The organism is Nonomuraea spiralis (genome assembly GCF_014648435.1).
Classification (GTDB): Bacteria; Actinomycetota; Actinomycetes; order Streptosporangiales; family Streptosporangiaceae; genus Nonomuraea; species Nonomuraea spiralis.
On record NZ_BMRC01000027.1, the window covers coordinates 41,171 to 64,357 of the forward strand.

25 protein-coding genes are annotated in these 23,187 nt (G+C 70.2%); 3 read left to right on the plus strand and 22 right to left on the minus strand.

The features are described 5' to 3' along the window. Positions 1–102: 102 nt before the first annotated feature. From IEZ27_RS42055 to IEZ27_RS42070, 4 genes are all read right to left on the minus strand, one after another. Entirely contained in the window at positions 103–930 is an 828-nt protein-coding gene (locus IEZ27_RS42055; RefSeq protein ID WP_125642301.1) for an enoyl-CoA hydratase/isomerase family protein, read from the minus strand. A gap of 145 nt (positions 931–1,075) precedes the next feature. Next, positions 1,076–1,291 (minus strand): helix-turn-helix domain-containing protein, encoded by a 216-nt coding sequence (locus IEZ27_RS42060; protein ID WP_125642298.1) that lies wholly within the window; start codon positions 1,289–1,291, stop codon positions 1,076–1,078. A 113-nt stretch (positions 1,292–1,404) separates the two neighbouring features. Continuing rightward, positions 1,405–3,003 carry an ABC-F family ATP-binding cassette domain-containing protein gene (locus IEZ27_RS42065; RefSeq protein WP_189652378.1) on the minus strand — a complete coding sequence of 533 codons (1,599 nt, stop codon included), beginning with the start codon at positions 3,001–3,003 and terminating at the stop codon, positions 1,405–1,407. A gap of 167 nt (positions 3,004–3,170) precedes the next feature. Next, positions 3,171–3,758: a TetR/AcrR family transcriptional regulator gene (locus IEZ27_RS42070; RefSeq protein WP_189652379.1), complete on the minus strand. Its 588-nt coding sequence runs from the start codon at positions 3,756–3,758 to the stop codon at positions 3,171–3,173. 86 nt (positions 3,759–3,844) lie between these two features. On the opposite strand from IEZ27_RS42070, the gene IEZ27_RS42075 reads away from it, so the two are divergent. Further along, the gene (locus tag IEZ27_RS42075; protein ID WP_189652380.1) at positions 3,845–4,672 is read left to right on the plus strand and encodes an NAD(P)H-binding protein; all 828 of its coding nucleotides are present in this window, start codon (positions 3,845–3,847) and stop codon (positions 4,670–4,672) included. 25 nt (positions 4,673–4,697) lie between these two features. On the opposite strand, the gene IEZ27_RS42080 is transcribed toward IEZ27_RS42075, so the two are convergent. Then, positions 4,698–5,351, minus strand: a complete 654-nt coding sequence (locus IEZ27_RS42080; RefSeq protein ID WP_189652381.1) for an acVLRF1 family peptidyl-tRNA hydrolase — start codon at positions 5,349–5,351, stop codon at positions 4,698–4,700. Between the two features lie 119 nt (positions 5,352–5,470). On the opposite strand from IEZ27_RS42080, the gene IEZ27_RS42085 reads away from it, so the two are divergent. Further along, on the plus strand, positions 5,471–6,496 hold the full coding sequence (locus tag IEZ27_RS42085) for an EAL domain-containing protein (RefSeq protein WP_229824820.1): 1,026 nt from the start codon (positions 5,471–5,473) through the stop codon (positions 6,494–6,496). Between the two features lie 19 nt (positions 6,497–6,515). Here IEZ27_RS42085 and IEZ27_RS42090 read toward each other — a convergent pair whose 3' ends face one another. The 6 genes from IEZ27_RS42090 to IEZ27_RS42115 form a co-directional block, all read right to left on the minus strand. Beyond that, on the minus strand, positions 6,516–7,121 hold the full coding sequence (locus IEZ27_RS42090; protein WP_189652382.1) for a response regulator transcription factor: 606 nt from the start codon (positions 7,119–7,121) through the stop codon (positions 6,516–6,518). Then, positions 7,118–8,251 carry a sensor histidine kinase gene (locus IEZ27_RS42095; RefSeq protein WP_189652383.1) on the minus strand — a complete coding sequence of 378 codons (1,134 nt, stop codon included), beginning with the start codon at positions 8,249–8,251 and terminating at the stop codon, positions 7,118–7,120. The genes IEZ27_RS42090 and IEZ27_RS42095 overlap by 4 nt, the downstream gene beginning before the upstream one ends. Next, positions 8,248–8,982 carry an ABC transporter permease gene (locus IEZ27_RS42100; protein WP_189652384.1) on the minus strand — a complete coding sequence of 245 codons (735 nt, stop codon included), beginning with the start codon at positions 8,980–8,982 and terminating at the stop codon, positions 8,248–8,250. Before IEZ27_RS42100 ends, IEZ27_RS42095 begins: the two co-directional genes overlap by 4 nt. Beyond that, a complete protein-coding gene (locus IEZ27_RS42105) occupies positions 8,982–9,866 on the minus strand; it encodes an ABC transporter ATP-binding protein (RefSeq protein ID WP_189652385.1) in 885 nt (294 codons plus the stop codon). Before IEZ27_RS42105 ends, IEZ27_RS42100 begins: the two co-directional genes overlap by 1 nt. Before the next feature lie 70 nt (positions 9,867–9,936). Beyond that, positions 9,937–10,782, minus strand: a complete 846-nt coding sequence (gene hisG, locus IEZ27_RS42110) for an ATP phosphoribosyltransferase (RefSeq protein WP_185845034.1) — start codon at positions 10,780–10,782, stop codon at positions 9,937–9,939. Positions 10,783–10,841: 59 nt separating this feature from the next. Beyond that, positions 10,842–11,105, minus strand: a complete 264-nt coding sequence (locus IEZ27_RS42115) for a phosphoribosyl-ATP diphosphatase (protein WP_189652386.1) — start codon at positions 11,103–11,105, stop codon at positions 10,842–10,844. Positions 11,106–11,255: 150 nt separating this feature from the next. Here IEZ27_RS42115 and IEZ27_RS42120 point away from each other — a divergent pair, with 150 nt between their 5' ends. Further along, entirely contained in the window at positions 11,256–12,278 is a 1,023-nt protein-coding gene (locus IEZ27_RS42120) for an aminotransferase class V-fold PLP-dependent enzyme (protein WP_189652387.1), read from the plus strand. A gap of 75 nt (positions 12,279–12,353) precedes the next feature. On the opposite strand, the gene IEZ27_RS42125 is transcribed toward IEZ27_RS42120, so the two are convergent. From IEZ27_RS42125 to IEZ27_RS42175, 11 genes are all read right to left on the minus strand, one after another. Continuing rightward, a complete protein-coding gene (locus IEZ27_RS42125; protein ID WP_189652388.1) occupies positions 12,354–14,297 on the minus strand; it encodes a DEAD/DEAH box helicase in 1,944 nt (647 codons plus the stop codon). A gap of 308 nt (positions 14,298–14,605) precedes the next feature. Next, the gene (locus IEZ27_RS42130) at positions 14,606–14,905 is read right to left on the minus strand and encodes a metal-sulfur cluster assembly factor (protein WP_229824829.1); all 300 of its coding nucleotides are present in this window, start codon (positions 14,903–14,905) and stop codon (positions 14,606–14,608) included. Positions 14,906–14,961: 56 nt separating this feature from the next. Further along, positions 14,962–15,399 carry a Fe-S cluster assembly sulfur transfer protein SufU gene (gene sufU, locus IEZ27_RS42135; RefSeq protein WP_125642259.1) on the minus strand — a complete coding sequence of 146 codons (438 nt, stop codon included), beginning with the start codon at positions 15,397–15,399 and terminating at the stop codon, positions 14,962–14,964. A gap of 2 nt (positions 15,400–15,401) precedes the next feature. Beyond that, positions 15,402–16,658, minus strand: a complete 1,257-nt coding sequence (locus IEZ27_RS42140) for a cysteine desulfurase (RefSeq protein WP_189652389.1) — start codon at positions 16,656–16,658, stop codon at positions 15,402–15,404. Then, a complete protein-coding gene (gene sufC / locus IEZ27_RS42145; RefSeq protein ID WP_125642253.1) occupies positions 16,655–17,401 on the minus strand; it encodes a Fe-S cluster assembly ATPase SufC in 747 nt (248 codons plus the stop codon). The genes IEZ27_RS42140 and sufC overlap by 4 nt, the downstream gene beginning before the upstream one ends. 4 nt (positions 17,402–17,405) lie before the next feature. Next, entirely contained in the window at positions 17,406–17,723 is a 318-nt protein-coding gene (locus IEZ27_RS42150; RefSeq protein ID WP_189652390.1) for a non-heme iron oxygenase ferredoxin subunit, read from the minus strand. Continuing rightward, a complete protein-coding gene (gene sufD / locus IEZ27_RS42155) occupies positions 17,720–18,841 on the minus strand; it encodes a Fe-S cluster assembly protein SufD (RefSeq protein WP_189652391.1) in 1,122 nt (373 codons plus the stop codon). The genes IEZ27_RS42150 and sufD overlap by 4 nt, the downstream gene beginning before the upstream one ends. Then, on the minus strand, positions 18,841–20,253 hold the full coding sequence (gene sufB / locus IEZ27_RS42160; RefSeq protein WP_125642244.1) for a Fe-S cluster assembly protein SufB: 1,413 nt from the start codon (positions 20,251–20,253) through the stop codon (positions 18,841–18,843). Before sufB ends, sufD begins: the two co-directional genes overlap by 1 nt. Next, on the minus strand, positions 20,250–20,948 hold the full coding sequence (locus tag IEZ27_RS42165) for a helix-turn-helix transcriptional regulator (protein WP_189652392.1): 699 nt from the start codon (positions 20,946–20,948) through the stop codon (positions 20,250–20,252). Before IEZ27_RS42165 ends, sufB begins: the two co-directional genes overlap by 4 nt. Before the next feature lie 91 nt (positions 20,949–21,039). Next, the gene (locus tag IEZ27_RS42170) at positions 21,040–22,266 is read right to left on the minus strand and encodes a multidrug effflux MFS transporter (RefSeq protein ID WP_189652393.1); all 1,227 of its coding nucleotides are present in this window, start codon (positions 22,264–22,266) and stop codon (positions 21,040–21,042) included. A 93-nt stretch (positions 22,267–22,359) separates the two neighbouring features. Continuing rightward, positions 22,360–23,136 (minus strand): VOC family protein, encoded by a 777-nt coding sequence (locus IEZ27_RS42175; protein ID WP_189652394.1) that lies wholly within the window; start codon positions 23,134–23,136, stop codon positions 22,360–22,362. Positions 23,137–23,187: the final 51 nt, after the last annotated feature.

The following is a 23,187-nucleotide window of genomic DNA, read 5'->3' on the forward strand; positions in this document are numbered from 1 at the left end:
CAGCGCCACGAGGACACCGGGCGATTCCACAATCAGCTCACGGCGAACCAGAACACACCAGAACGTACCCTGGCGCCCTTGAGACCCGGCCCCCGACCGGACCTACCGCGAACCGAACAGCGCTTTGATGCGCTTGGCCTGCTCGGCCCCTTCGGCCGCACTCTGCTCCTCCAGGGTGCGCGCCCGCGCCCCCTGGAGGAGGCGCTTCGTCGCCACCGCCGCGTCCCGATTCGTCGACAGCAGCTCCGCGATCTTGTCCTGTACGGCCTTGCCCAGGTCGCCACGGGCGACCACCTGCTCCGCGAGGCCGATGCGCATGGCCTCGTCGGCGTACACGTTCCTGGCGGTCAGGCAGATGTCGATCGCCTTGGCCAGTCCGACCAGCTCCACCAGTGGTTTGGTCCCCGTCAGATCCGGGACCAGGCCCAGTGCGGGCTCTTTCATGCAGAAGGTGACGTCGTCGGCCACGATGCGCAGGTCACAGGCGAGCGCGAGCTGGAACCCCGCGCCGATCGCGTGCCCGTGCACGGCGGCGATGGAGACGATCTCCGGGCGGCGCAGCCACAGGAACCCGTCCTGGGCCTGGCGTACGCGCTGCTCGAAGGTCTCGCCGTCGGTTGTGGCGGCCGAGCTGAACGAGCCTTGTCCGGGCACTCCCTCCGGTGTAAACATCCGTAGGTCGATTCCCGCTGAGAAGGACGGTCCCTCACCTTTCACGACGACGACGCGCACCTGCTCGGGCAGGTTCTCGCCGATGCGAGCCAGTGCCGACCATGTCGCGAACGTCTGTGCGTTGCGCTTTTCCGGCCGGTCCAGCGTGATCGTCGCGATCTCACCGTCCACCTCGTGGCGAAGCCCGATCTCCGCCAGTCTTTCGGCAGAGACGTCCTCCGCGTTCCCCCCGCGCTGTCGCGCCTGTGCTTCCGCCATCGCCTGCTCCCTGTGTCCGGTCGCGCACGGGGTGCGCCACCAAGGCTGACCGTCGCGCCCGAGCTTACAGAATATGATTCTGGCTCGGGCGCGACAGCGGCTGACTAGGGACGGGCGGCTGCGGTCGCACGTTCCGAGGCGGCCGTCAGCGCTTGGACTTGCCTCGAGTCGCCCCGCCGCGCCCGCGCAGAGTCACTCCGGACTCGCTAAGGATGCGGTGGATGAACCCGTAAGACCGACCGGTCGAAGCGGCCAGGGCGCGGATGCTCTCGCCCTGCGCGTAGCGCTTCTTGAGATCGCCGGCCAGTTTTTCCCGGTCGGCCCCGGTGACCCGGGTGCCCTTCTTCAGTGTCTCGGCCACGAGTACCTCCTGTAGTGCCGGACTTCCGCAGCGTTACTCCGCCATGATCAGTCATTTCAGCGGGATCGGCTACCTACTCCACGGGAAAAGATCCGTACCCACTCAAATTAAGATCAGGCAAGTGCCACAAGATCGGAAAATTCGTCGCTCCACGCGTCTTCAGTTCCGTCAGGTAGCAAGATCACCCTATCCGGTGACAAGGCGTCAACGGCACCCTCGTCATGGGTGACGAGGACGATTGCTCCTGAATACGACCTCAGAGCGTTGAGAACCTGCTCGCGGCTGACCGGATCGAGGTTGTTCGTGGGCTCGTCGAGCAGGAGGACATTGGCACTGGAGAGCACCAGGATGGCCAGCGCCAGCCGGGTCTTCTCGCCGCCGGACAGGACTCCGGCGGGCTTGTCGACGTCGTCCCCGGAGAACAGGAACGAGCCGAGGACCTTGCGCAACTCGGTGTCGGTGAACTCCCCGCCCGCCGAACGCATGTTCTCCAGGAGCGTACGAGAAGGGTCGAGGGTCTCGTGCTCCTGGGCGTAATAACCGACCTTCAGGCCGTGGCCGGGCTTGAGGTCGCCGGTGTCGGGGGACTCGATGCCGCCGAGTATGCGCAGCAGCGTGGTCTTGCCCGCGCCGTTGAGGCCGAGGATGACGACCCTGTGACCTCGGTCGATGGCCACGTTGACGTCCGTGAACACCTCCAGGGAGCCGTAGGACTTCGACAGGCCCTCGGCCATGAGCGGGGTACGGCCGCAGGGCAGGGGCTCGGGGAAGCGCAGGCGGGCCACCTTGTCGCTCTGGCGCTCCTCCTCGGTGCCGGCCAGCAGCCGGTGGGCGCGGCGCATCATGTCCTGGGCCGCCTTGGCCTTGGTGGCCTTGGCGCGCATCTTGTCGGCCTGGGCGAGCAGCGCGCCCGCCTGCTTCTCGGCGTTGGCCCGCTCGCGCTTCCTGCGCTTCTCGTCGGTCTCGCGCTGGGCCAGGTAGGCCTTCCAGCCGACGTTGTAGTGGTCGATCACCGAGCGGTTGGCGTCGAGGTGGAGGACCTTGTTGACCGTGGCTTCAAGAAGGCCGACATCGTGACTGATGATCACCAAGCCACCTTGATGAGAGCGCAAAAAATCACGAAGCCACCCGATTGAGTCCGCATCTAGGTGGTTTGTCGGCTCGTCCAGAAGGAGAGTTTCCGCTCCGCTGAAAAGAATTCGCGCCAATTCCACGCGGCGCCGCTGGCCGCCGGAAAGCGTTTGCAACGTCTGCCCGAGGACCCGGTCGGGCAGGCCGAGGCTGGAGGCGATGGAGGCGGCCTCGGACTCGGCCGCGTAACCGCCGAGCACGTGCATCTGGTCCTCGAGCCTGCCGTACTGCCTGACGGCCTTCTCGCGGGTGCGCTCGTCGGCCGAGGACATGCCGGCCTCGGCCTCGCGCAGCTTGCGCAGGACCTCGTCGAGGCCGCGCGCGGACAGGATGCGGTCACGGGCCAGGACCTGAAGGTCGCCCGTACGCGGATCCTGGGGCAGGTAGCCGATGCTGCCGGAGGAGGTGACGGAGCCCATGGCGGGCAGCGCCTCACCCGCGAGCACCTTGGTGAGCGTGGTCTTGCCCGCGCCGTTACGGCCGACCAGACCTATCTTGTCGCCGGGGTTGACCCGGAAGGAGGCGTTCTCGATGAGCAGGCGCGCGCCCGCGCGCAGCTCGATGTCACTGGCGATGATCATGTTGGCGGACACTCCCGAGCTAGGAAACGAGGATTGGGCGTGCGACGCCGGTCAATCGGGAGTATGCATACAGATCAGTGTAGGGCCCCTGTGCCAGGCGCTACCTCTGGTTATGGGGCTCCAGGTGCCCTTCGGGCAGGGCGGGGCGGGTGGTGCGTTCCAGGGCCTCAGAGGCGGTCGCCCGGGAGCGGGGTGGCGGCGTGGGCGGCCATTCCGTCGAGCATGAGGTGCAGATACTTCTCCGGGCGGGCGGCCACCGGGTCGGGCAGCCCGGAGGGGTGGCAGGTGAAGACATTGAGCAGGCTGACGACGTCCTCGCGGGTCACGTCCGTACGCATGCCGCCCTCGGCCTGGGCCCGGCGGACGAGCCCGTCGAGCAGGCCGAGCCAGCGTTCCTTGCTCTCGGCGAACTCCGCCGTGCCCGCGACGGCCTCCTGCGGCACGTGGGCCAGGACGGCGGCCAGCGCGACACGGCCGGGCGCGGCGGCCCACAGGACGAACCCGCGCAGCGCGTTCCAGGCGTCCCGCTCGCCTGCGGTGGCCTCCTCCAGGGCGTCGGCCAGCGACTGGACGTAGTGCTCGCCGAGCGCCGAGATCAGCGCGTCCCGGTCGGGGAAACGGCGGTAGAGCGTGCCGACGCCGACACCCGCCCGGCGCGCCATGAGCTCCATGGGCGCGTTGACCCCGCGCTCGGCCATCACCTGGGCGGCCGCGTCGAGGATCTTGACCAGGTTCCTTCTGGCATCCGCGCGCACCCTGCGACCTCCTAAGTGGACGAACGGTTTCCGCTTAGTGTACCGTCCCGACAAGCGGAGGATGAGATTCCACTTAGGAGGCCATCATGATCGTCATCACCGGCGCGACCGGCTCCATCGGGCGGGCCCTGGTCGCCCGGCTCCACGGCCAGGACGTGCTCGCCGTCTCGCGCAAGCCCGCCGACATGGGCGTACGGCACGCCGTCGGCGACTTCACCAGCCCGGAGACGATCGGCGGGCTGCTGTCCCCCGGCGACCGTCTGTTCCTCAACAGCTCGCCGTTCCCCGGCTGGGCCGGCAGGCTCAACGAGGTGATCGACCGGGCCGCGAAGGCGGGCGTGGCGCAGATCGTCTCGGTGTCGGTACGCGACGCCGCCCCGGGCGCCTCGCTCAGCGCCGGTCCCCACGGCGAGATCGACGAGCACCTGCGGGCCTCGGGCGTGCCGCACGCGATACTCCAGCCGACCGGCTTCATGCAGAACCTCATCGGCGACCTGCGCGGCGGCGACCGCTTCCACGGCGCGTGGGGCGGCGGCGGGATGAACTACATCGACGCCAGGGACATCGCCGCGGTCGCCGCCGCCCTGCTGACCCGTCCGGTGGGGGCGTCGGAGTCGTACCTGCTGACCGGTCCGGAGTCGCCCACGCACGAGGAGATCGCCGCGACGATGACCTCGGTGCTCGGGCGTCCCATCGCCTACGTCGACCTGCCGGTGCCCGAGATGGCCGCGCGGCTGGCCGGACAGGGTGTCCCCGAGCCGTTCGCCACCGAACTGGCCACCGCCCACGCGACCCTGGGCGAGACCGGCTGGGCGGAGATCACCACGACCGTCGAGGAGGTGACCGGCCGCCCGCCGCACACCCTGGCCGACTTCCTCGCCGACCACGCGGCCGCCTTCGCCCCGGCCGGCTGACGGCCTCCTGAGCACGGTCCCGGCGTCAGGACGGATCGACCACGCGCACCCGTACGGCCCGGAACCGGGCGGGCGCGTCACGCAACACCGCGAGCCGCGGGTCGGGCACCACCAGGAACGGCTCGCTCTCCAGCGCGAACACCGGCGCGAGCCGCCGGTCGCCGCGCAGCGCGTCGACCGCCCGCCGGTCGCCGCCGAGCACCACCGCCTCCAGCTCCCCCAGCCGCGGCACGAGCACCCGCACCGCCGTGTCCGCCGCGCTGTCGAACGCCTGGGCCGCCTGCTTCTGCCGCCTCCTGGCGAAACGCTGCTGGGACCACCCGCCGGCCGCGGTACGCCCCTGCACCAGCCGGGACCCGACCTTGGAGTCCACCAGCTCGGCGCCGTGGAACACGCCGGCCGCGTACCCTCCGAGCCGGACCAGCAGGACCCCCACCCGCCGCGCGGCCTGAGCGTGCGTGACCAGCCTGGTCACGTGCGGCGGGCCGGGGGTCATGGGCGGGAACGGCACGTGCAGCTCGGCCAGCGCGCCGTCGGCGGCGGTCAGGCGCACCACGCGGTCGTCGCCGGCGGCCTCGAAGGGCCCGTGACGGCCGGCGAACCCGTCGATCCAGGGATGCACGCGCTCCGGCGGCACCGTGACCCACCGGCCGCCGCCTCTGGCCGGACGCGCGCTCATGCCGGAAGGGTAACCGAACGGCATTCCCCTCACGGTAAGTGGGGAACTATAGCGGAAATGTCGGTGAACTTCGTTTCGAGGGGCTTCTGCCACACCTGTGCCACCCGGATCATCTGAACGTGTCCTCCCTGCTCACCAGCCCCATGGTGGATCTCGACACCGGGGCCGTCATCGCGCAACCCGCGGTCGTCGATCCGACGGGCACTCTCCGGGCGGCCCCGCTGCCCATGGTGCTGGAACTGCCCCTGCATGTGGTGCTCTCGGGCGCCGGGGCGCTGGCACCCCTCCACGAATCCCTCCGCAGAGCCGGCCGGCATCCGCGGGAGGCGATCCTCATGCTCACTGGATCGTGCCAGGAGTCGGAACGCCCCCTGCTGAAGGTCTGCCTCGACGGCCTGCGCACGATCGGCTACCTGCTGGGCTTCGCCGACGTGGGCGCGGGCGGCCCGGCGCTGGACGCCGTCACCGACTCCGCGCCGTACCTGCTCGGGCTGGACGCCGAGCTGGTGAACAGGTTGCCCGGCGACCACCGGGCGGCGGCCGTGGCGCGGGCGGTGGTGACGCTGGCCCGCGGGATCGGCGCGCACGTGCTGGCGCCGGGCGTCGAACGCGAGGCGCAGGTCGCGGTGGCCCGCGGCCTGGGCGTACGCCTGGGCCACGGCCCGCTGCTGGCCCCCGGCCCCGACGGCAAGATCCGGGTGCCGCTCCCGGTGGCCGACGAGTCGCCGGACACGCTGATGCTCGGCCCGCGCGTGCAGGAGATGTTGCTGCCTGCGGTGACGCTGCCCGCCGGGGCGAAGGCGGAGGAGGTCGTGGCGGCGTTCGGGCACGAGCCGACGATCACCAGCGTGATCCTGGTGGACGAGTACCAGCGCCCCAAGGGCAGCCTCGACCGCAGCCGTTTCCTGCTGTCGTTCGCGGCCCGGTACGGCCACGCCCTGCACGGCTCCAAACCCGCCCAGCGCCTGGCCGACCCGCCGCGCACGGTCCCGAGGACGACCCCGGCCATCGCCGCGATGCAGGCCGCCGGCCGGGACGCGGCCCGCGTCTACGACGACCTGGTGGTCACCGACGAGCTCAACCGCTGCCTGGGCATCGTCCGGGTGGCGGACCTGATCCGGCAGATCGCCGCGATCCGTACCTGAGCGGGCGGGCGCGGACCGGCTAGACCCAGCCCTGGGCCTTGGCCCGCCGTACGGCCTCGATGCGGTTGCGCGCGTGCGTCTTGTGGATGGCCGAGGACAGGTAGTTGCGCACCGTGCCCTCCGACAGGTGCAGGCGCCGGGCGATGTCCCCGATCGTGGAGCCGTCGGCGGCGGCGGCCAGCACGTCGCGCTCGCGCGCCGACAGCGGGTTGGGCCCCGCGCTCAGCGCCGCCGCGGCCAGCCCGGGATCGATGACCCGCTCCCCCGCCTGGACCCGCCGGATGGCCGCCGCCAGCTCCTTGGCAGGGCTGTCCTTGACCAGGAACGCCACCGCCCCGGCCTCCATGGCGGTACGCAGGTAGCCGGGCCGCCCGAACGTGGTCAGGATCATCACCCGGCAGCCCGGCACCTGGCCGGCGATCTCGGCGGCGGCGGTCAGCCCGTCCTTGACCGGCATCTCGATGTCCAGCAGCGCGATGTCGGGGCGCTCGGCGAGCGCGACGGCGACCGCCTCCTGCCCGTCGGCCGCCTCGCCGACGACCTCGATGTCGGGCTCCAGGCCCAGCAGCGAGGCCAGCGCCCCGCGGATCATGCCCTGGTCCTCGGCCAGCATCACCCGGATCATGCCGCCGTCCCCACCCCGGCCGGGACCAGAACCCGCAGCCGGAACCCGCCCTTCGGCGCGCTGCCGGCCTCCATCGTGCCGCCCGCGCCCGCCACCCGTTCGCGCAGGCCGCTGAGCCCGCTGCCGGTTCCCCGCGGCTCGCCGCCGCGTCCGTCGTCCATGATCTCCAGGGTGGCGCGTTCTCCGTCGTACGTCACCTGGATCTCGCAACCGGCGGCCCGCGCGTGCCGGACGACGTTGGTGACGCCCTCGCGCACCGCCCAGCCGAACAGCCCGTCGAGCAGGTCGGGCAGCGGCGTGCCCGACACCCGTACCTCGGCCCGCACGCCCGCCGCCCGCAACACCGACCGGGCGCCGTCGAGCTCCTCCGACAGGCTGCGCTGCCGGTAGCCGGTGACCGCCTCGCGCACCTCCACCAGCGCCTGCCTGGCGACCGACTCGATGTCGCCGATCTCCCGCCGCACCTGCGGCGACCCCTCCGCCAGCCGGCCGGCCAGCTCGCTCTTCAGCACGATCAGCGACAGGCTGTGGCCGAGCAGGTCGTGCAGGTCGCGGGCGATGCGCAGCCGTTCCTCGGTGGCCGCCAGCCGGGCCACCTCGCCCTGCGCCTCGTGCAGCTGCCTCGTCAGCACCCTGCTGTTGCGGATGCTGATGAACAACACGCCCAGCGTGACGACCTGGAGGGCCAGGACGATGACGCCGGGCGCGTCGTCGCCGGTCAGCAGCCCGGCCGTCACCACCACCACCAGGTTCATCGCCACGCCCGCCAGCGCCCAGGTGGGCGGCAGCGTGAAGCCGAAGAGCACCACCGTGTAGACGGGCAGGGTGAGCCAGGCGCCGCCGAACGCGAACGAGCTGACCAGCGCGATCACCGTGGTGACGCCGAGCAGGGGGAAGGTGGCGCGCCCGCGTCTGTCGAAGCTCTTGGCGCTGACCACGGTGGCGATGAAGAAGGCGATGAAGCCGAACAGCGCCGCGCCCGCCCAGACCGCCCGGACGCCCGTGACCTCCCCCGAGACGAGGGAGGCGATCGGGAAGACGAGGTAGACCATGCCGACGGACATCCCGAGCAGGCGCCGCCTGGGGGAGGTCGTACCCTCACCGAAGTGCAGCTTTTCGGCGAAACTCATGCCCGAACAGTAGCCCGCCGGTAGAGGTAGGCGGCAGCCCCGCCCAGGACGACCGCCCACCCGGCCACGACCAGAACGTCCGTCATGGCCACGCCGTCACCTGCGACGATGCTCCAGCCGAGGCTCGCGTAGTGGTAGGAGGGCATGACGTCGGCGACGGTCTTCATGGTGTCGCCGAACATCTCCGGCGGGAACCACAGGCCGCCCGCGATGGCCAGGGCGAACATGCTGATCATCGCGGCCGGCTGCGCGGCGTCGGCCGACAGCAGCGACCCGATGGCCAAACCGAGCGCGATGAACGGGATCGTCCCCAGCCACATGGCCAGCAGCAGCGGCACCCACTGGCCGGCCGGCATCGACACACCCTGCTGGACGACCCCGACGACGGCCACCAGCAGCAGCGAGGGCAGGACGAGCAACATCGCGGTGCCGAGCTTGGTGGCGATGATCATCCAGCTCGGCAGCGGGGTGATCTGGAGCTGGCGCAGCCAGCCCGACTGGCGTTCGGTCGCCCACGGGACCGCCGAGCTCATCATGGACGAGGCCAGCGCCCCGTAGGCGCCCATGGAGACCATCAGCACGACGCTGTACCGCAGGCCGCCCCCGTCGGTCTGCTTGCCGTAGATGTTGGCGTTGATCAGGTAGAGCACGACCGGGAAGATCACGACGAAGACGATGTAGCGCCGGTTGCGCAGCATGCGCAGCGCCTCGGTCTTGGCGTAGAAGAGCATCAGGACTCCCTGGTGAGCGCGAGGAAGGCGTCTTCGAGGTCGGCGCCGGTGAGCTGGAGGCCGCGTACGTCCAGCGTGGTGGCCCGGAACAGGGCGGCCACGGTGGCGTCGGCGTCGGAGGTGTGCAGCGTGGCCCTGCCGGCGGCGACCTCGACGGCGGTGACGCCGGGCAGCCGGTCGAGCCCGGCCGCGGGCTGCTCGCCCAGCGTGAAGCGGACGACCTGCCCGCCCACGCCCGCCTTGATCTCGGCGGCGGTGCCGTCGGCGGCGAGCCTGCCGCGGGCGATGACGATCACCCGGTCGGAGTGCTCGTCGGCCTCCTCCAGGTAGTGGGTGGCGAACAGCACGGTCCTGCCGCCGGCGGCGTAGTCGTGCATGCTGGCCCAGAACCGCAGCCTGGACTCCACGTCCATGGCCGCGGTCGGCTCGTCGAGCAGCAGGATCTTCGGGGCGCCCGCGATGGCCAGGGCGAACCTGACCCGCTGGCTCTGGCCCCCGGACAGCTTGTTCGCGCGCCGCTTGACCAGGTCCGACAGGTCGGCCAGCTTGAGGATCTCCTCCAGCGGCATCGGGTTCGGGTAGAGCCTGCGTACCAGGTCGATGAGCTCCTTGACGGACAGCTCGGGGATGAGGGCGCCGTTCTGGAGCATCGCGCCCATCTCGCCGGCCCGTACCGCCTGGTCGGGCGTACGGCCGTGGATGGTGATCGTGCCGCCGGTCGGACGCAGCAGGCCGAGCAGCATGTTGATCGAGGTGGACTTGCCGGCGCCGTTGGGGCCGAGCAGGGCCACGGTCTTGCCCGGCTCGATGGCGAGCGAGAGGTCGTCGACGGCAAGCACGTCCCCGTAGCGCTTGCTGACCTGGTCGAACACGATGGCGTTCATGTCAGCAAACGCTACGGGGACGGCTTTTCCCCCGTTAGTGCGATCCTTCCGGGGTTGACCGTGACATTTGTCAGAGGCGGCAGGCGTAGATGTCGGTGACCAGGATGGCCCGCGCGCCGATGTCCCAGAGCTGGTCCATCACCTGCTGGTGACCCTTGCGCCGGACCATCGCGCGTACGGCGACCCAGCCCTCGCGGTGGAGCGGCGAGACCGTGGGGCCCTCCATGCCGGGCGTGAGGGCGATGGCCTCCTCGATGCGCTCGGCGCGGATGTCGTAGTCCATCATCACGAAGTCGCGGGCGTGCACGACACCCTGGAACCGGCGGACGAACTGGCCCATGCCCGGCGTCTCCGGCACACTCTGGCGCTTGATCAGCACGCCCTCGGAGCGCATGATCGGGTCGCCGAACACCTCAAGGCCGACGTTGCGCAGCGTGGTGCCGGTCTCCACGACGTCGGCGACCGCGTCGGCCACGCCGAGCCTGATCGCGGTCTCGACCGCGCCGTCGAGCTTGATCACGCGCGCGTCGACGCCCTGGTCGGACAGGTACTTGTCGAGCAGGCCCGCGTAGGAGGTGGCGATGCGCTGCCCGTCGAGGTCTTTGACCGACGACATCGTGCCCGCCCTGGCGGCCAGGCGGAAGGTGGAGCCGCCGAAGCCGAGCGGCATGATCTCCTCGACCGGCGCGCCGGAGTCGATCAGCATGTCGCGGCCGGTGATGCCGAGGTCGAGGGTGCCCTCCCCGACGTAGACGGCGATGTCGCGGGGACGCAGGAAGAACAGCTCACAGCCGTTGTCCTCGTCGACGACGACGAGCTCCTTGCTGTCCCTGCGGGACCGGTAGCCGGCCTCTTTCAGCATGTTCTGGGCGGCTTCGCTGAGCGCGCCCTTGTTCGGTACTGCCAGACGCAGCATGTTGGGGTCTTCTTCCTCACTCATGGTCGACGGGACGCCGGGGCGGGCGCGGACGCGCCCTAGAGATGCTTGTACACCTCGTCGAGCCCGATGCCCTTGGCGATCATGAGCACCTGCACGTGGTAGAGGAGCTGGGAGATCTCCTCCGCCGCCCTGTCGTTCGACTCGTGCTCGGCGGCCATCCAGCTCTCGGCGGCCTCCTCGACGACCTTCTTGCCGATGGCATGCACGCCGGCGTCGAGCGCGGCCACGGTGCCCGAGCCCGCGGGCCTGGTACGCGCCTTGTCTGACAGCTCGGCGAACAGCTCTTCGAAGGTCTTCATGGTCTCTCTCGTCGGTCGGTTGGCGTGCCTGACAAGCCTAGTCTGCGCACGGCGATGACGCCGCCCGTAGTCCGCCACGCGAGACGACGCCCTCATGCCCGCGCCAGGGGCGGCCCTTGATCTCCGGGACGCCGTCCTAGGCTGGTGGTCATGGACCTCGCGACCGTGGGCAAGCTCTGGGACGCCGACCCCGGCTGGCTCAACACCCCTTCGTACGGCCTTCCCCCGCGTACCGCCTTCGAGGAGTTGCAGGCCGTGCTGACCCAGTGGCGGCACGGCAGCAGCGACTGGACGCCCTGGGACGCCTCCGTCGGCCGGTCCCGTACGGCGTTCGCGCACCTGGTCGACGCCGATCCGGCCGACGTGACGATCAGCTCGACCGTGTCGCAGATCATGTCCACGGTGGCGACCGCGCTGCCGCCAGGGTCGCGGGTGCTGGTGCCGGAGATCGAGTTCACCAGCAACCTGTTCCCCTGGGCGGTGGCGGCCGAGGTCGAGACCGTGCCCGCCGAGCGGCTGGCCGACGCCGTGACGGGCCGCGTCGACGCGGTGGCCTTCAGCCTCGTCCAGTCGGCCACCGGGTACGTCACGCCGCTGCACGACGTCGTCGCCGCCGCCCGCGCCCACGACGCGCTGGTCATCGCCGACGGCTCCCAGGCGTGCGGATGGCTGCCGGTGTCGGTGGCCGACGGGATCGACGTGCTGGCGTGTGCCGCGTACAAGTGGCTCATGGCGCCGCGCGGGGCCGCGTTCGGCTACCTGTCGCCCCGGGTGCGCGAACGGATGCGCCCGCTGGCCGCCAACTGGTACGCCGGCGAGGACCCCGGCGGTTCCTTCTACGGCCCGCCGCTGCGCCTGGCCGACGACGCCCGCGCCTTCGACCTGTCACCGGCCTGGTTCTGCTACGTCGGGGCGGCGCCGGCGCTCGAACTGCTCAACGAGATCGGCGTCCAGCGTATCCACGAGCATGATGTCAACCTGGCCAACCGGTTCAGGGCCGGGCTCGGGCTGGAGCCGTCCGACTCGGCGATCGTGTCGGTGGAGGCGCCGGGCGAGCGGCTGGCCGCGGCGGGCATCCGCGCCGCCGTACGCGCGGGCCGCGTCCGGGCGGGCTTCCACGTCTACAACACCCCGGACGACGTCGACCGTGCCCTGAACGCCCTGACGTCCTGACATCCCCCGGAAACGGCGACGCCCGCCGCGCCTCCACGATGGGAGGTGCGGCGGGCGGTCGTCGTTCAGGTGGGGTCAGCGCTCGAAGCGGCGGCCACCGTTGTTGCGGCGGAAGCCGCCGTTGCCGCGCTCCTCGGAGCGGAAGCCGCCGCCGGAGCGGAAGCCGTCGCGGGGGGCGCGCTCGTCGGGACGGGCGCTCCGGTCACGGTCGCCCGAGAACGGACGGCCGCGGTCGGCGCCGAAGCGGCCCCGGTCCTCGGCGCGGAACCCGCCACCGCGCTGGCCGTCACGGAAACCGCCGCCACGCGGTCCCTCGGACCGGAAACCACGGTCGTCCTGACGGACCGGCCGGTCGTCGGAGCGGAACCCACCCCGGTCGTCCTGACGGGAGGGACGCTCGTCGGAGCGGAACCCACCGCGGTCGTCCTGACGGAACGGCCGCTCCTCGGCGGGACGGAACCCACCGCGGTCGTCGGAGGAACGGTAGCCGCCACGCGGACGGTCACCACGCCGGCGGTCGTCGCCGAACGTGCGCGGCTCGGAGGAACGCTGCCCGCCGCCGAACGGCCGCTCGCCCTCGGCGTGCCGGCGCGGACGCCGGTCCTCGCCGCCGGGCTCCTCGTGCCGGCGCGGACGGCGGTCGTCGCCACCGGCGAAGGAACCCTCCTCGTGCCGGCGCGGACGACGCTCACCGTCGAACTCGCGGCGCGGACGACGTCCGCCCCGGCGCTCGGCGCCGCCGTGACCGCCGTCGCGGCGGGGCCGCAGCGGCTTGCGCACGTCGGGCTCCCAGACCGGGATGGCCTCGCCGCTCGGCATCCTGGCCCCGGTCACCTCGGCCAGCCGGGGGTGACCCGGGGTGGCCTTGAGCCGGAACGGGTGGATCCCGGCGCGCCTGGTCAGCGCGTCGGTCGAGCGGCGCTCGTTGGGCAGCACCAGGGTGACGACGGTGCCCTTCTCGCCCGCGCGGGCGGTACGGCCACCGCGGTGCAGGTAGCTCTTGTGGTCCTGCGGCGGGTCGACGTGCAGCACCAGGCTGATGTTGTCGACGTGGATGCCGCGGGCCGCGACGTCGGTGCAGACCAGCACGTTGATCGAGCCCTCGCGGAACTCGGCCAGGATGCGGGTGCGCTGGTTCTGGCGCTTGCCGCCGTGGAGGCCGCCGGACTTGATGCCGACCCGGGCGAGCTGCTTGCACAGCCGGTCGACGCCGTGCTGGGTGCGGACGAAGATGATCGTACGGCCCTCGCGGTTGGCGATCTCGGCCGTGACGTCGAACTTGTCGTCGCGCGTCACCTGCATCACGTGGTGCTCCATGGTGTCGACCGGCGAGGTCGCCGGGGCCACGGAGTGGGTGATCGGGTCCTTGAGGAAGCGACGCACCAGCTTGTCGACGTCGCCGTCGAGGGTGGCCGAGAACAGCAGCCGCTGCCCGTCGGTCGGGGTCTGGGCCAGCAGCTCGGTGACGACGGGGAAGAAGCCGAGGTCGCACATGTGGTCGGCCTCGTCCAGGACGGAGACCTGGACCTGCGACAGCGAGCACTCGCCCTGCCGGATCAGGTCGCCCAGGCGGCCCGGGGTGGCGATCACGACGTCGACGCCACGGCGCAGCGCCTCGATCTGCTTGCCCATGGACATGCCGCCCACGACGACCTTCATCCGCAACCCGAGACCGCGTCCGAGCGGTTCGAGCGCGTCATGCACCTGGAGCGCGAGCTCACGGGTGGGCACAAGGATCATCGCGCGCGGATGGCCCGCGGCGGGCCTCACCCCCGCGATGCGCGCCATGGTCGGCAAACCGAAGGCCAGGGTCTTGCCCGAGCCAGTCTGGCCACGACCAAGGACGTCATGACCGGCCAGCACGTCGGGGATCGTCGCACTCTGGATGGGGAAAGGGCTGTCGATGCCCTGCTTGGCCAGGCCGCTGATGAGCGGCTTGGGGAGGCCGAGCAGTTCGAACTCCGACGGGCCCGCCTCGGGGGCGGTCTCGTCGAACGAGGGCATGACAGAGTCAAGCATGGTCACGAAATTCGTGCCTTTCAGTCGAAGTGGCGCGTCACTTCTGCGAAAGGACGAGCCGGGACATACGGCCTGATGCCGTACACGTTGCAGTACGCCCGCCATATGGGCGGGACTTCACAGGGGGGATACACCGGGGCACCGGCCGCAGGCGGCGCGATGACGCGAGATGAGGCGTCTGGTGTATACCTGGTGCCAACGCCCGGGATGTTATCGGATATTCCCTGGCTGGGTACGGACCTTCCGAACCCCTCCTTGGCACACTGAAACGGCTGACGTCCGAACGCCAGCCGTAACAGCCAGAAAGATCAGACGTTGAAGCCTAGCATACGGAGCTGCTCACGCCCCTCGTCGGTGATTTTGTCCGGGCCCCATGGCGGCAGCCAGACCCAGTTGATCTTCACGTCGGAGACCATGCCGTCGAGCGCCGAGTGGGCCTGGTCCTCGATGACATCGGTCAGCGGGCAGGCCGCGCTGGTCAGCGTCATGTCGATGGTGGCCACCGGCTGACCGCCGTCGGTCGGGTCGAGGTTGAGCCCGTAGATCAGCCCCAGGTCGACGACGTTGATGCCGAGCTCGGGGTCGACGACGTCCTTGAGCGCCTCCATGACCTCCTCGACGGTCGTGTCACCGTCGAAGCCGGTCGGAGTCTCCACTGGCTTGCTCACTGGGCACTCCTCACAACAGCGTCCTTGTAGGCCATCCAGGACAGCAGCGCGCACTTGACACGCGCCGGGAACTTGGCCACGCCCGCGAACGCCACCGCGTCCCCGAGCACTTCCTCGTCGGCCTCGACCTGGCCCCTGCCCTGCATGAGCCGGGTGAACTCGTCGACCACCGACAACGACTCCTCGACCGTCGAGCCGGTGGTCAGCTCGTGCAGCACGGAGGCGGCCGCCTGGCTGATCGAGCAGCCCTGGCCGTCGTAGGAGACGTCCTCGATCTTACCGGCGTCGCCCACCCTGACCCGGAGCGTGATCTCGTCGCCGCACGTCGGGTTCACGTGGTGAACCTCGGCGTCGTACGGCTCGCGCAGCCCCCGCCCCTGCGGGTGCTTGTAGTGTTCCAGGATCAGCTCCTGGTACATCGACTCGCCGATCATGGCTATGCGAACACCTTCTGAACGTGATGGAGGCCGCGCACCAGGGCGTCGATCTCGCCCGTGGTGTTGTACAGGTAGAACGACGCCCGTGTGGTCGCCGGTATTCCGAACCGCAGGTGCAGCGGGCGCGCGCAGTGGTGCCCGACGCGTACGGCCACCCCGAACTGGTCGTCAAGGATCTGCCCCACGTCGTGGGGGTGTATGCCTTCCAGCGTGAACGACAACGTGCCGCCGCGCTGGTCGAGGGAGTCGGGCCCGATGAGGCGCAGCGACGGCACCTCGCGCAGGGCGTCGAGGGCGTAGGCCGTCAGCGAGCGCTCGTGCGCCTCGATGGCCTCCATGCCGACCTCGGTGAGGTAGTCGACCGCCGCGCCCAGGCCGATGGCCTCGACGATGGGCGGCGTGCCCGCCTCGAACTTGTGCGGGATCGGCGCGTACGTCGAGTGGTCCATCCAGACCGCCTCGATCATCTCGCCGCCGCCCAGGAACGGGGGCATGGCCTCCAGCAGCTCGGTACGGCCCCACAACACGCCGATGCCCGAGGGACCGACCATCTTGTGGCCGGTGAAGGCCACGAAGTCGGCGCCCAGCTCGGCCATGTTCACCGGGTGGTGCGGCACGGACTGGGAGGCGTCGAGCATGACGAGCGCGCCGACCTCGTGGGCCCGCGCGGCCACGGCGGCGACCGGGTTGACCGTGCCGAGCACGTTCGACTGGTGGGCAATCGAGACGATCTTGGTGCGCTCGGTGATGACGGCCGGGTCGAAGTCGAGCCGGCCCTCGTCGGTGACGCCGAACCACTTCAGCGTCGCGCCCGTACGCTGCACGAGCAGCTGCCAGGGCACGATGTTGGAGTGGTGCTCCATCTCGGAGATGACGATCTCGTCGCCGGGGCCGAGGGTGAAGCGCGGGTCGGTGTTGGCGGGGTTGCCGAAGGAGTAGGCCACGAGGTTGAGAGCCTCGGAGGCGTTCTTGGTGAAGATCACCTCGTCACGCGAGCCCGCCCCGACGAACGCCGCCACCTTGTCGCGCGCGCTCTCGTACGCCTCGGTCGACTCCGAGCCGAGCACGTGCATGGCCCGCCCGACGTTGCTGTAGTGCAGCGCCAGGTGGTCGCGCATGGTGTCGATGACCTGGTTGGGCTTCTGCGAGGAGTTGCCCGAGTCGAGGTAGACGAGCGGGCGCCCGTCGGGCAGCTCGCGGGAGAAGATCGGGAAGTCCTTCCTGATCTTCTCCACGTCAAAGCTGGTGGAAGTCATGCAGACGCCTTCGTGTACTGCTCGTAGCCCTCGGCCTCGAGCTTGTCGGCCAGCTCCGGCCCGCCCTCCTCGACGATCCTGCCGCCGGCGAAGACGTGCACGAAGTCGGGCTTCACGTACCGCAGGATGCGGGTGTAGTGGGTGATCAGCAGCACGCCGGTCTCGCCCGAGTCGCGGAAGCGGTTGATGCCCTCGGAGACCACGCGCAGCGCGTCGACGTCGAGGCCGGAGTCGGTCTCGTCGAGCACGGCGATCTTCGGCTTGAGGAGTTCGAGCTGAAGGATCTCGTGGCGCTTCTTCTCACCGCCGGAGAAGCCCTCGTTGAGGTTGCGCTGGGCGAAGGCGGCGTCGATGGACAGGGCGTCCATGCCGGCCTTGAGGTCCTTGGCGAACTCGCGCAGCTTGGGCGCCTCGCCGCGGACCGAGGTGACGGCCGAGCGCAGGAAGTTGGACACCGAGACGCCGGGGACCTCGACCGGGTACTGCATGGCGAGGAACAGGCCGGCGCGGGCGCGCTCGTCGACCGACAGCTCCAGCAGGTCGACGCCGTCGAGCAGCACCTGGCCGCCGGTGATCGTGTACTTGGGGTGACCGGCGATCGCGTAGGCGAGCGTCGACTTGCCCGAGCCGTTGGGGCCCATGATGGCGTGCGTCTCGCCGGACTTCACCGTCAGGTTGACGCCGCGCAGGATTTCCTTGTCCTCGACGGCGACCTTGAGGTCACGGATCTCTAGGGTGGACATGTTGTTATGACTCCTTCGAGAGCGAGACGAGGACGTCATCGCCGTCGATCTTGACTGTGTAGACGTTCACGGGCTTGATGGCGGGCGGGCCGGTCGGCTTGCCGGTGCGTACGTCGAAGCACGAGCCGTGCAGCCAGCACTCCAGCGTGCCGTCGTAGACCTCACCCTCGCTGAGCTTGACCTCGGCGTGGGAGCAGACGTCGTGCAGGGCGAAGACGTCGTCGCCCTTGCGCACCAGCGCCACCGGGGTCTCGCCGACCTCGACGCCGATGACACCGCCGTCGGGGATGTCGGTGACCTGGCAGACCTTCTCGAAACTCATCGCGCGAGCTCCGCCTCCACCGCCGACAACACGCGGTCGCGGATCTCCTCGATCTGGATCTTCTCGATGAGCTGGCCGAGGAAGCCCCTGATGACCAGGCGACGGGCCTCGTCGTAGGGGATGCCGCGGGCCTGGAGGTAGAAGATGTGCTCGTCGTCGAGGCGGCCCGAGGCCGAGGCGTGCCCGGCTCCGGCGACCTCGCCGGTGAGGATCTCCAGGTTGGGGACCGAGTCGGCGCGGGCGCCGTCGGTGAGGATGAGGTTGCGGTTGAGCTCGTAGGTGTCGGTGCCCTCGGCCTCGACCCGGATGATCACGTCGCCGATCCAGACGGCGTGCGCGTCCTGGCCCTGCAGCGCGCCGCGGTAGTCGACGTTGCTCTTGCAGTTGGGCTGGGAGTGGTCGACCAGGAGGCGGTGCTCCAGGTGCTGGCCGGCGTCCACGAAGTAGACGCCCGACATGTCGGCGTCGCCGCCGGGCGCGGTGTAGGCCACGCTGGGCGACAGCCGGACCAGGTCGCCGCCGAGCGTCACCACGAAGCTGCGGAAGGTGGCGTCCTTGGCGAGCTGGGCGTGGTGGTGGGAGACGTGGACGGCGTCGTCGTCCCAGTCCTGAAGGCTGACGACCTTGAGGTTGGCGCCGTCGCCGACGACGAACTCGATGTTGTCGGCGTAGACCGCGCTGCCCTTGTGGTCGAGCACGACCACGGCCTCGGCCATCGGCTCCACCTTGACCACGATGTGGCCGTAGGCGGCGCCGTCGCCCTCACCGGTCAGGGTGAGGACGGTCGGCCTGGAGGTGACGGCCTCGCGCGGCACCGTGATCACGGTCGCCTTCTCGAAGCTGTTCCACGCCTGGGCGCTGACCCGGTCGGTGGGCGTGAACGCCTTGCCGACGCGGGCGTCGTCGCGCCCGACCGTCTCCACGACGACCTCGGGCGCGGCCTCGACGTCGAGGCGCACGTGGCCCACGGGCTCGGCCTTGCCGTTGTGCAGGCCCTTCAGGCGGGAGAGCGGCGTGAAACGCCACGACTCCTCGCGCCCGATCGGGACCTCGAAGTCGCCCAGGTCGAAGGACGCCTTCTCGTGCAGGGTCGACAGGGGCTTCTCGTTCAGGCCCATCAGCCGACGGCTCCTTCCATCTGCAGCTCGATCAGCCGGTTGAGCTCGAGCGCGTATTCCATGGGCAGCTCACGGGCGATCGGCTCGACGAAGCCGCGCACGATCATCGCCATCGCCTCGTCCTCGCCGAGCCCGCGGCTCATGAGGTAGAAGAGCTGGTCCTCGCTGACCTTGGAGACCGTGGCCTCGTGGCCCATCGAGACGTCGTCCTCGCGCACGTCGACGTACGGGTAGGTGTCGGAGCGGCTGATCTGGTCGACCAGGAGCGCGTCGCACTTGACGGTGCTGGCGCTGCCGTGGGCGCCCTCCTCGATCTGCACGAGACCGCGGTAGGAGGTGCGGCCGCCGCCGCGCGCCACCGACTTGGAGATGACGCTGGAGCTGGTGTTGGGCGCCAGGTGCACCATCTTGGAGCCGGCGTCCTGGTGCTGGCCCTCGCCGGCGAAGGCGACGCTCAGCGTCTCGCCCTTGGCGTGCTCGCCCATCAGGTAGACGGCCGGGTACTTCATCGTGACCTTGGAGCCGATGTTGCCGTCGATCCACTCCATGGTCGCGCCCTCGTAGGCGACGGCGCGCTTGGTGACCAGGTTGTAGACGTTGTTCGACCAGTTCTGGATGGTCGTGTAACGGCAGCGGGCGTTCTTCTTCACGATGATCTCGACGACGGCGCTGTGCAGCGAGTCGGAGGAGTAGATCGGCGCGGTGCAGCCCTCGACGTAGTGGACGTAGGAGTTCTCGTCCACGATGATCAGGGTCCGCTCGAACTGGCCCATGTTCTCGGTGTTGATCCGGAAGTAGGCCTGCAGCGGGATCTCGACCTCGACGTTCGGCGGCACGTAGATGAACGAGCCACCCGACCACACGGAGGTGTTGAGCGCGGCGAACTTGTTGTCGCCGACCGGGATCACCGAGCCGAAGTACTCCTTGAAGAGCTCCTCGTGCTCCTTCAGGCCCGTGTCGGTGTCGACGAAGATGACGCCCTTCTCCTCAAGGTCCTCACGGATCTTGTGGTAGACGACCTCCGACTCGTACTGGGCCGCGACGCCGGCGATGAGGCGCTGCTTCTCCGCCTCGGGGATGCCGAGCTTGTCGTAGGTGTTCTTGATGTCGGCGGGCAGCTCGTCCCAGGAAGCGGCCTGCTTCTCGGTCGAGCGCACGAAGTACTTGATGTTGTCGAAATCGATGCCGGTGAGGTCGGAGCCCCAGGTGGGCAGCGGCTTCTTGCCGAACAGACGGAGGCCCTTCAGGCGAAGGTCGAGCATCCACTCCGGCTCGTTCTTGAGCGCGGAGATGTCGCGGACGACCTCCTCGGACAGGCCACGCTTGGCCGCCGCGCCCGCGGCATCCGGGTCGGCCCAGCCGAACTTGTAATTCCCGAGGCCTTCCAGCTCCGGGCGGTCGGTGACAGTCACCTTCCGGTCTCCTTGCTCTTGTCTCTGTGTGCGGATTCAGCCAGCGACTTGGGGCTCACGTGCGTCGTGCACACCCCGTCGCCGTGCGCGATCGTGGCCAGGCGCTGCACCGGGGTGCCGAGCAGTTGCGCGAACGCCTCCGTCTCGGCCTCGCAGAGTTGCGGGAACTCCGCGGCCGCGTGAGCCACCGGGCAGTGGTGCTGGCAGAGCTGGTCGCCGCCCGACTTGGCCTTGCTGGCCGAGGCGGCGTATCCCTCTACCGACAGCGCCTGCGCCAGCACCTGTACGCGCTGGTCGGCCGGCACCGTCCGCATGACCGGCTCCAGCCGCCTCAGCAGGCTCGACACCTGCGAGCGGGCGAAGTCGGTCACCGCTTCTCGTCCCATGCGCTCGGCCAGGAAGCGCAGCGCGCTTCCGGCGAGATCGTCATAGGCGTGCTCGAAAGCACTGCGCCCCGCGTCGGTGATGGCGAACAGCTTGGCGGGCCGTCCGCGTCCGCGCTGACCGCGCGGCCTGACCGTGCGAGGCTCTATCATTCCCTCGGCCAGCAACGCGTCGAGGTGCCTGCGCACCGCGGCGGGCGTCAGCCCCAGCCGCTCGCCGAGCGAGGCGGCCGTCACGGGACCATGCTCAAGGATCAGCCTGGCGACACGGGCGCGTGTGCTGCGCTCGCTGCCGGGCTCGATCGTGGGCATGTTTTTCACAACATCAGTGTGCCTTAATTCCTTCCCGCTCCACAAACGAATCGGAGCAGGCCGGCAATGGAATTCCTCACGCAGGTAAGGCTTACCTAACCTTTCGGCGTCCCAGAATCGCGAACACCAGCGCCGAGCAGGCGATGAGCCCGAGCATCACGACGGCCATCGGCAGGGCCGTGCCCTCGCCCGCCAGCCCGACCAGCGGGGCTGCGACGGCGCCCAGCGCGAACTGGAGCACGCCGAGCAACGCCGAGGCGCTGCCGGCGATCTGCGCGGGCTGCCCGGCCAGCGCCAGCGCGCCGGTGCCGGGCAGGACGAGTCCCTGACCCAGCATGATCACGAACAGGCCCGTCACGATGCCGGCCAGGCCGAGCCCGGCGAGCGCGGCGGTCAGCAGCACCCCCGCCCCGACCAGGCCGGTGACGAGCCCGACGACGACCAGGCGGGCGGGCTCCACGCGGCCCGACAGCCGGCCGCCGAGCTGGGCCATCGCGGTCAGGCCGAGCGCGTTGAGCCCGAAGATGAGCGAGTACTGCTGCGGGGTGGCGCCGTACACCTGCTGGAGGACGAACGGCGAGCCGGAGATGTAGGCGAACATCGCCGCGAAGGCCAGCCCGGCGGTGAGCGCGCAGCCCATGAACGAACGGTCGCGCAGGAGCTGCCAGAAGATGCGTACGGTGTGGCCGAGCCCGCCGCTCTCACGCTGCTCGGCGGGCAGCGTCTCGCGCACGCCCGGCAGTACGGCCAGCAGCAGCACGAGCCCGGCCACGCTGAGCGCCACGAACACGCCGCGCCAGGAGGTGAAGGAGAGCAGCTGGGCGCCCGCGATGGGAGCCAGGATCGGAGCCAGGCCGCTGACCAGCATCAGCGTGGCGAAGATGCGGGCGATGGCGGCGCCGTCGTACAGGTCGCGCACGACCGCGCGGACGATGACCAGCGCGGCCCCGCCCAGGACGCCCTGGAGCAGCCGCAGGACGATGAGCACGGGCACCGACGGCGCGAACGCGCACAGCAGCGAGGCCACCATGAACCCGGAGACGCCCACGAGCAAGGGGCCCCTGCGCCCGCGTACGTCGCTGACCGGCCCGGCGACGACCTGGCCGACGGACACGCCGATGAGGCAGGCGGTGAGGGTGAGCTGCACCTGCGCCGGGGCGCTGAGCATCTCCTCGGTGATGGCGGGCAGCGCGGGCAGGTACATGTCGATGGACAGCGGGCCGATCGCCGACAGCGCGCCCAGGATGACCAGGAGCAGCCCCCGGCTCCCCCCGCCCTTGCGCTCGACGGCGGTGGACGTGGCTTCTGCCACGGACATGCGTGAACCCCTCTCCCTCGCAGGCCGATGACCCACGAGGGCCGAGAGATCCAACCGGGATTCGGTCCTCCTAATTCCCGCTTATCAGATATTTCAGGCTGTTTCGTTGAGCTGGATGACGCCGAAGGCCGCGCCCTGCGGATCGATGAGCTGCGCGAACCGGCCGGGAGGGGCCTCGGTCACGCCCACGAGAACGTTCACGCCCACGTCCTCGGCGCTGCGGAGGGCGGCGTCGAGGTCTTCGACCGCGAAGTAGGTCAGCCAGAACGACGGCAGCTCCGCCGGGGCCTGCTCGGGCATCGCCATCATGCCCGCGACGCTCGTCTCGCCCGCCAGCCACTCGGTGTACGGCATGCCGCCCATGTCCGACGTACGGGCGGTCCAGCCGAAGACCTGCGCGTAGAAACGCTCGGCGGCCGGCACGTCGCGCGTGTACAACTCGTTCCAGCAGAACGCGCCCGGCTCGTTGACCAGCTCGGCGCCCGGGTGGGCGGCCGCCTGCCAGCCGCAGGCGAAGGAGCCGTCGGGGGCCTGGAAGACGGTCATGCTGCCCTCGTCGAAGATCTCCATGGGCTCGGCCACGACGGTGCCGCCGGCGTCCTTGACCCGGGCGGCCAGCGCGGCGATGTCGTCGGTGGCGACGTAGGTGTTCCAGAGCGAGACCGGGCGGCCGTTCCTGGCGGGGCCGACGCCCGCGACCTTCTTGCCGTCGTGGAGGAACATCCCGTACCCGCCGGCCTGCGGGTCGTCCACCATGTCGGCCTGCCAGCCGAACAACTCCCCGTAGAACCGGGTCGAGCCGGGGACGTCGGTGCTGGCCAGGTCCACCCAGCACGGGACTCCAGGGTCATATCCACTGCGTCGCGACATGCAACCTCCTCAGACGTGAGGCTCATCGCCGGACTTCCCCCCGTTCTCACG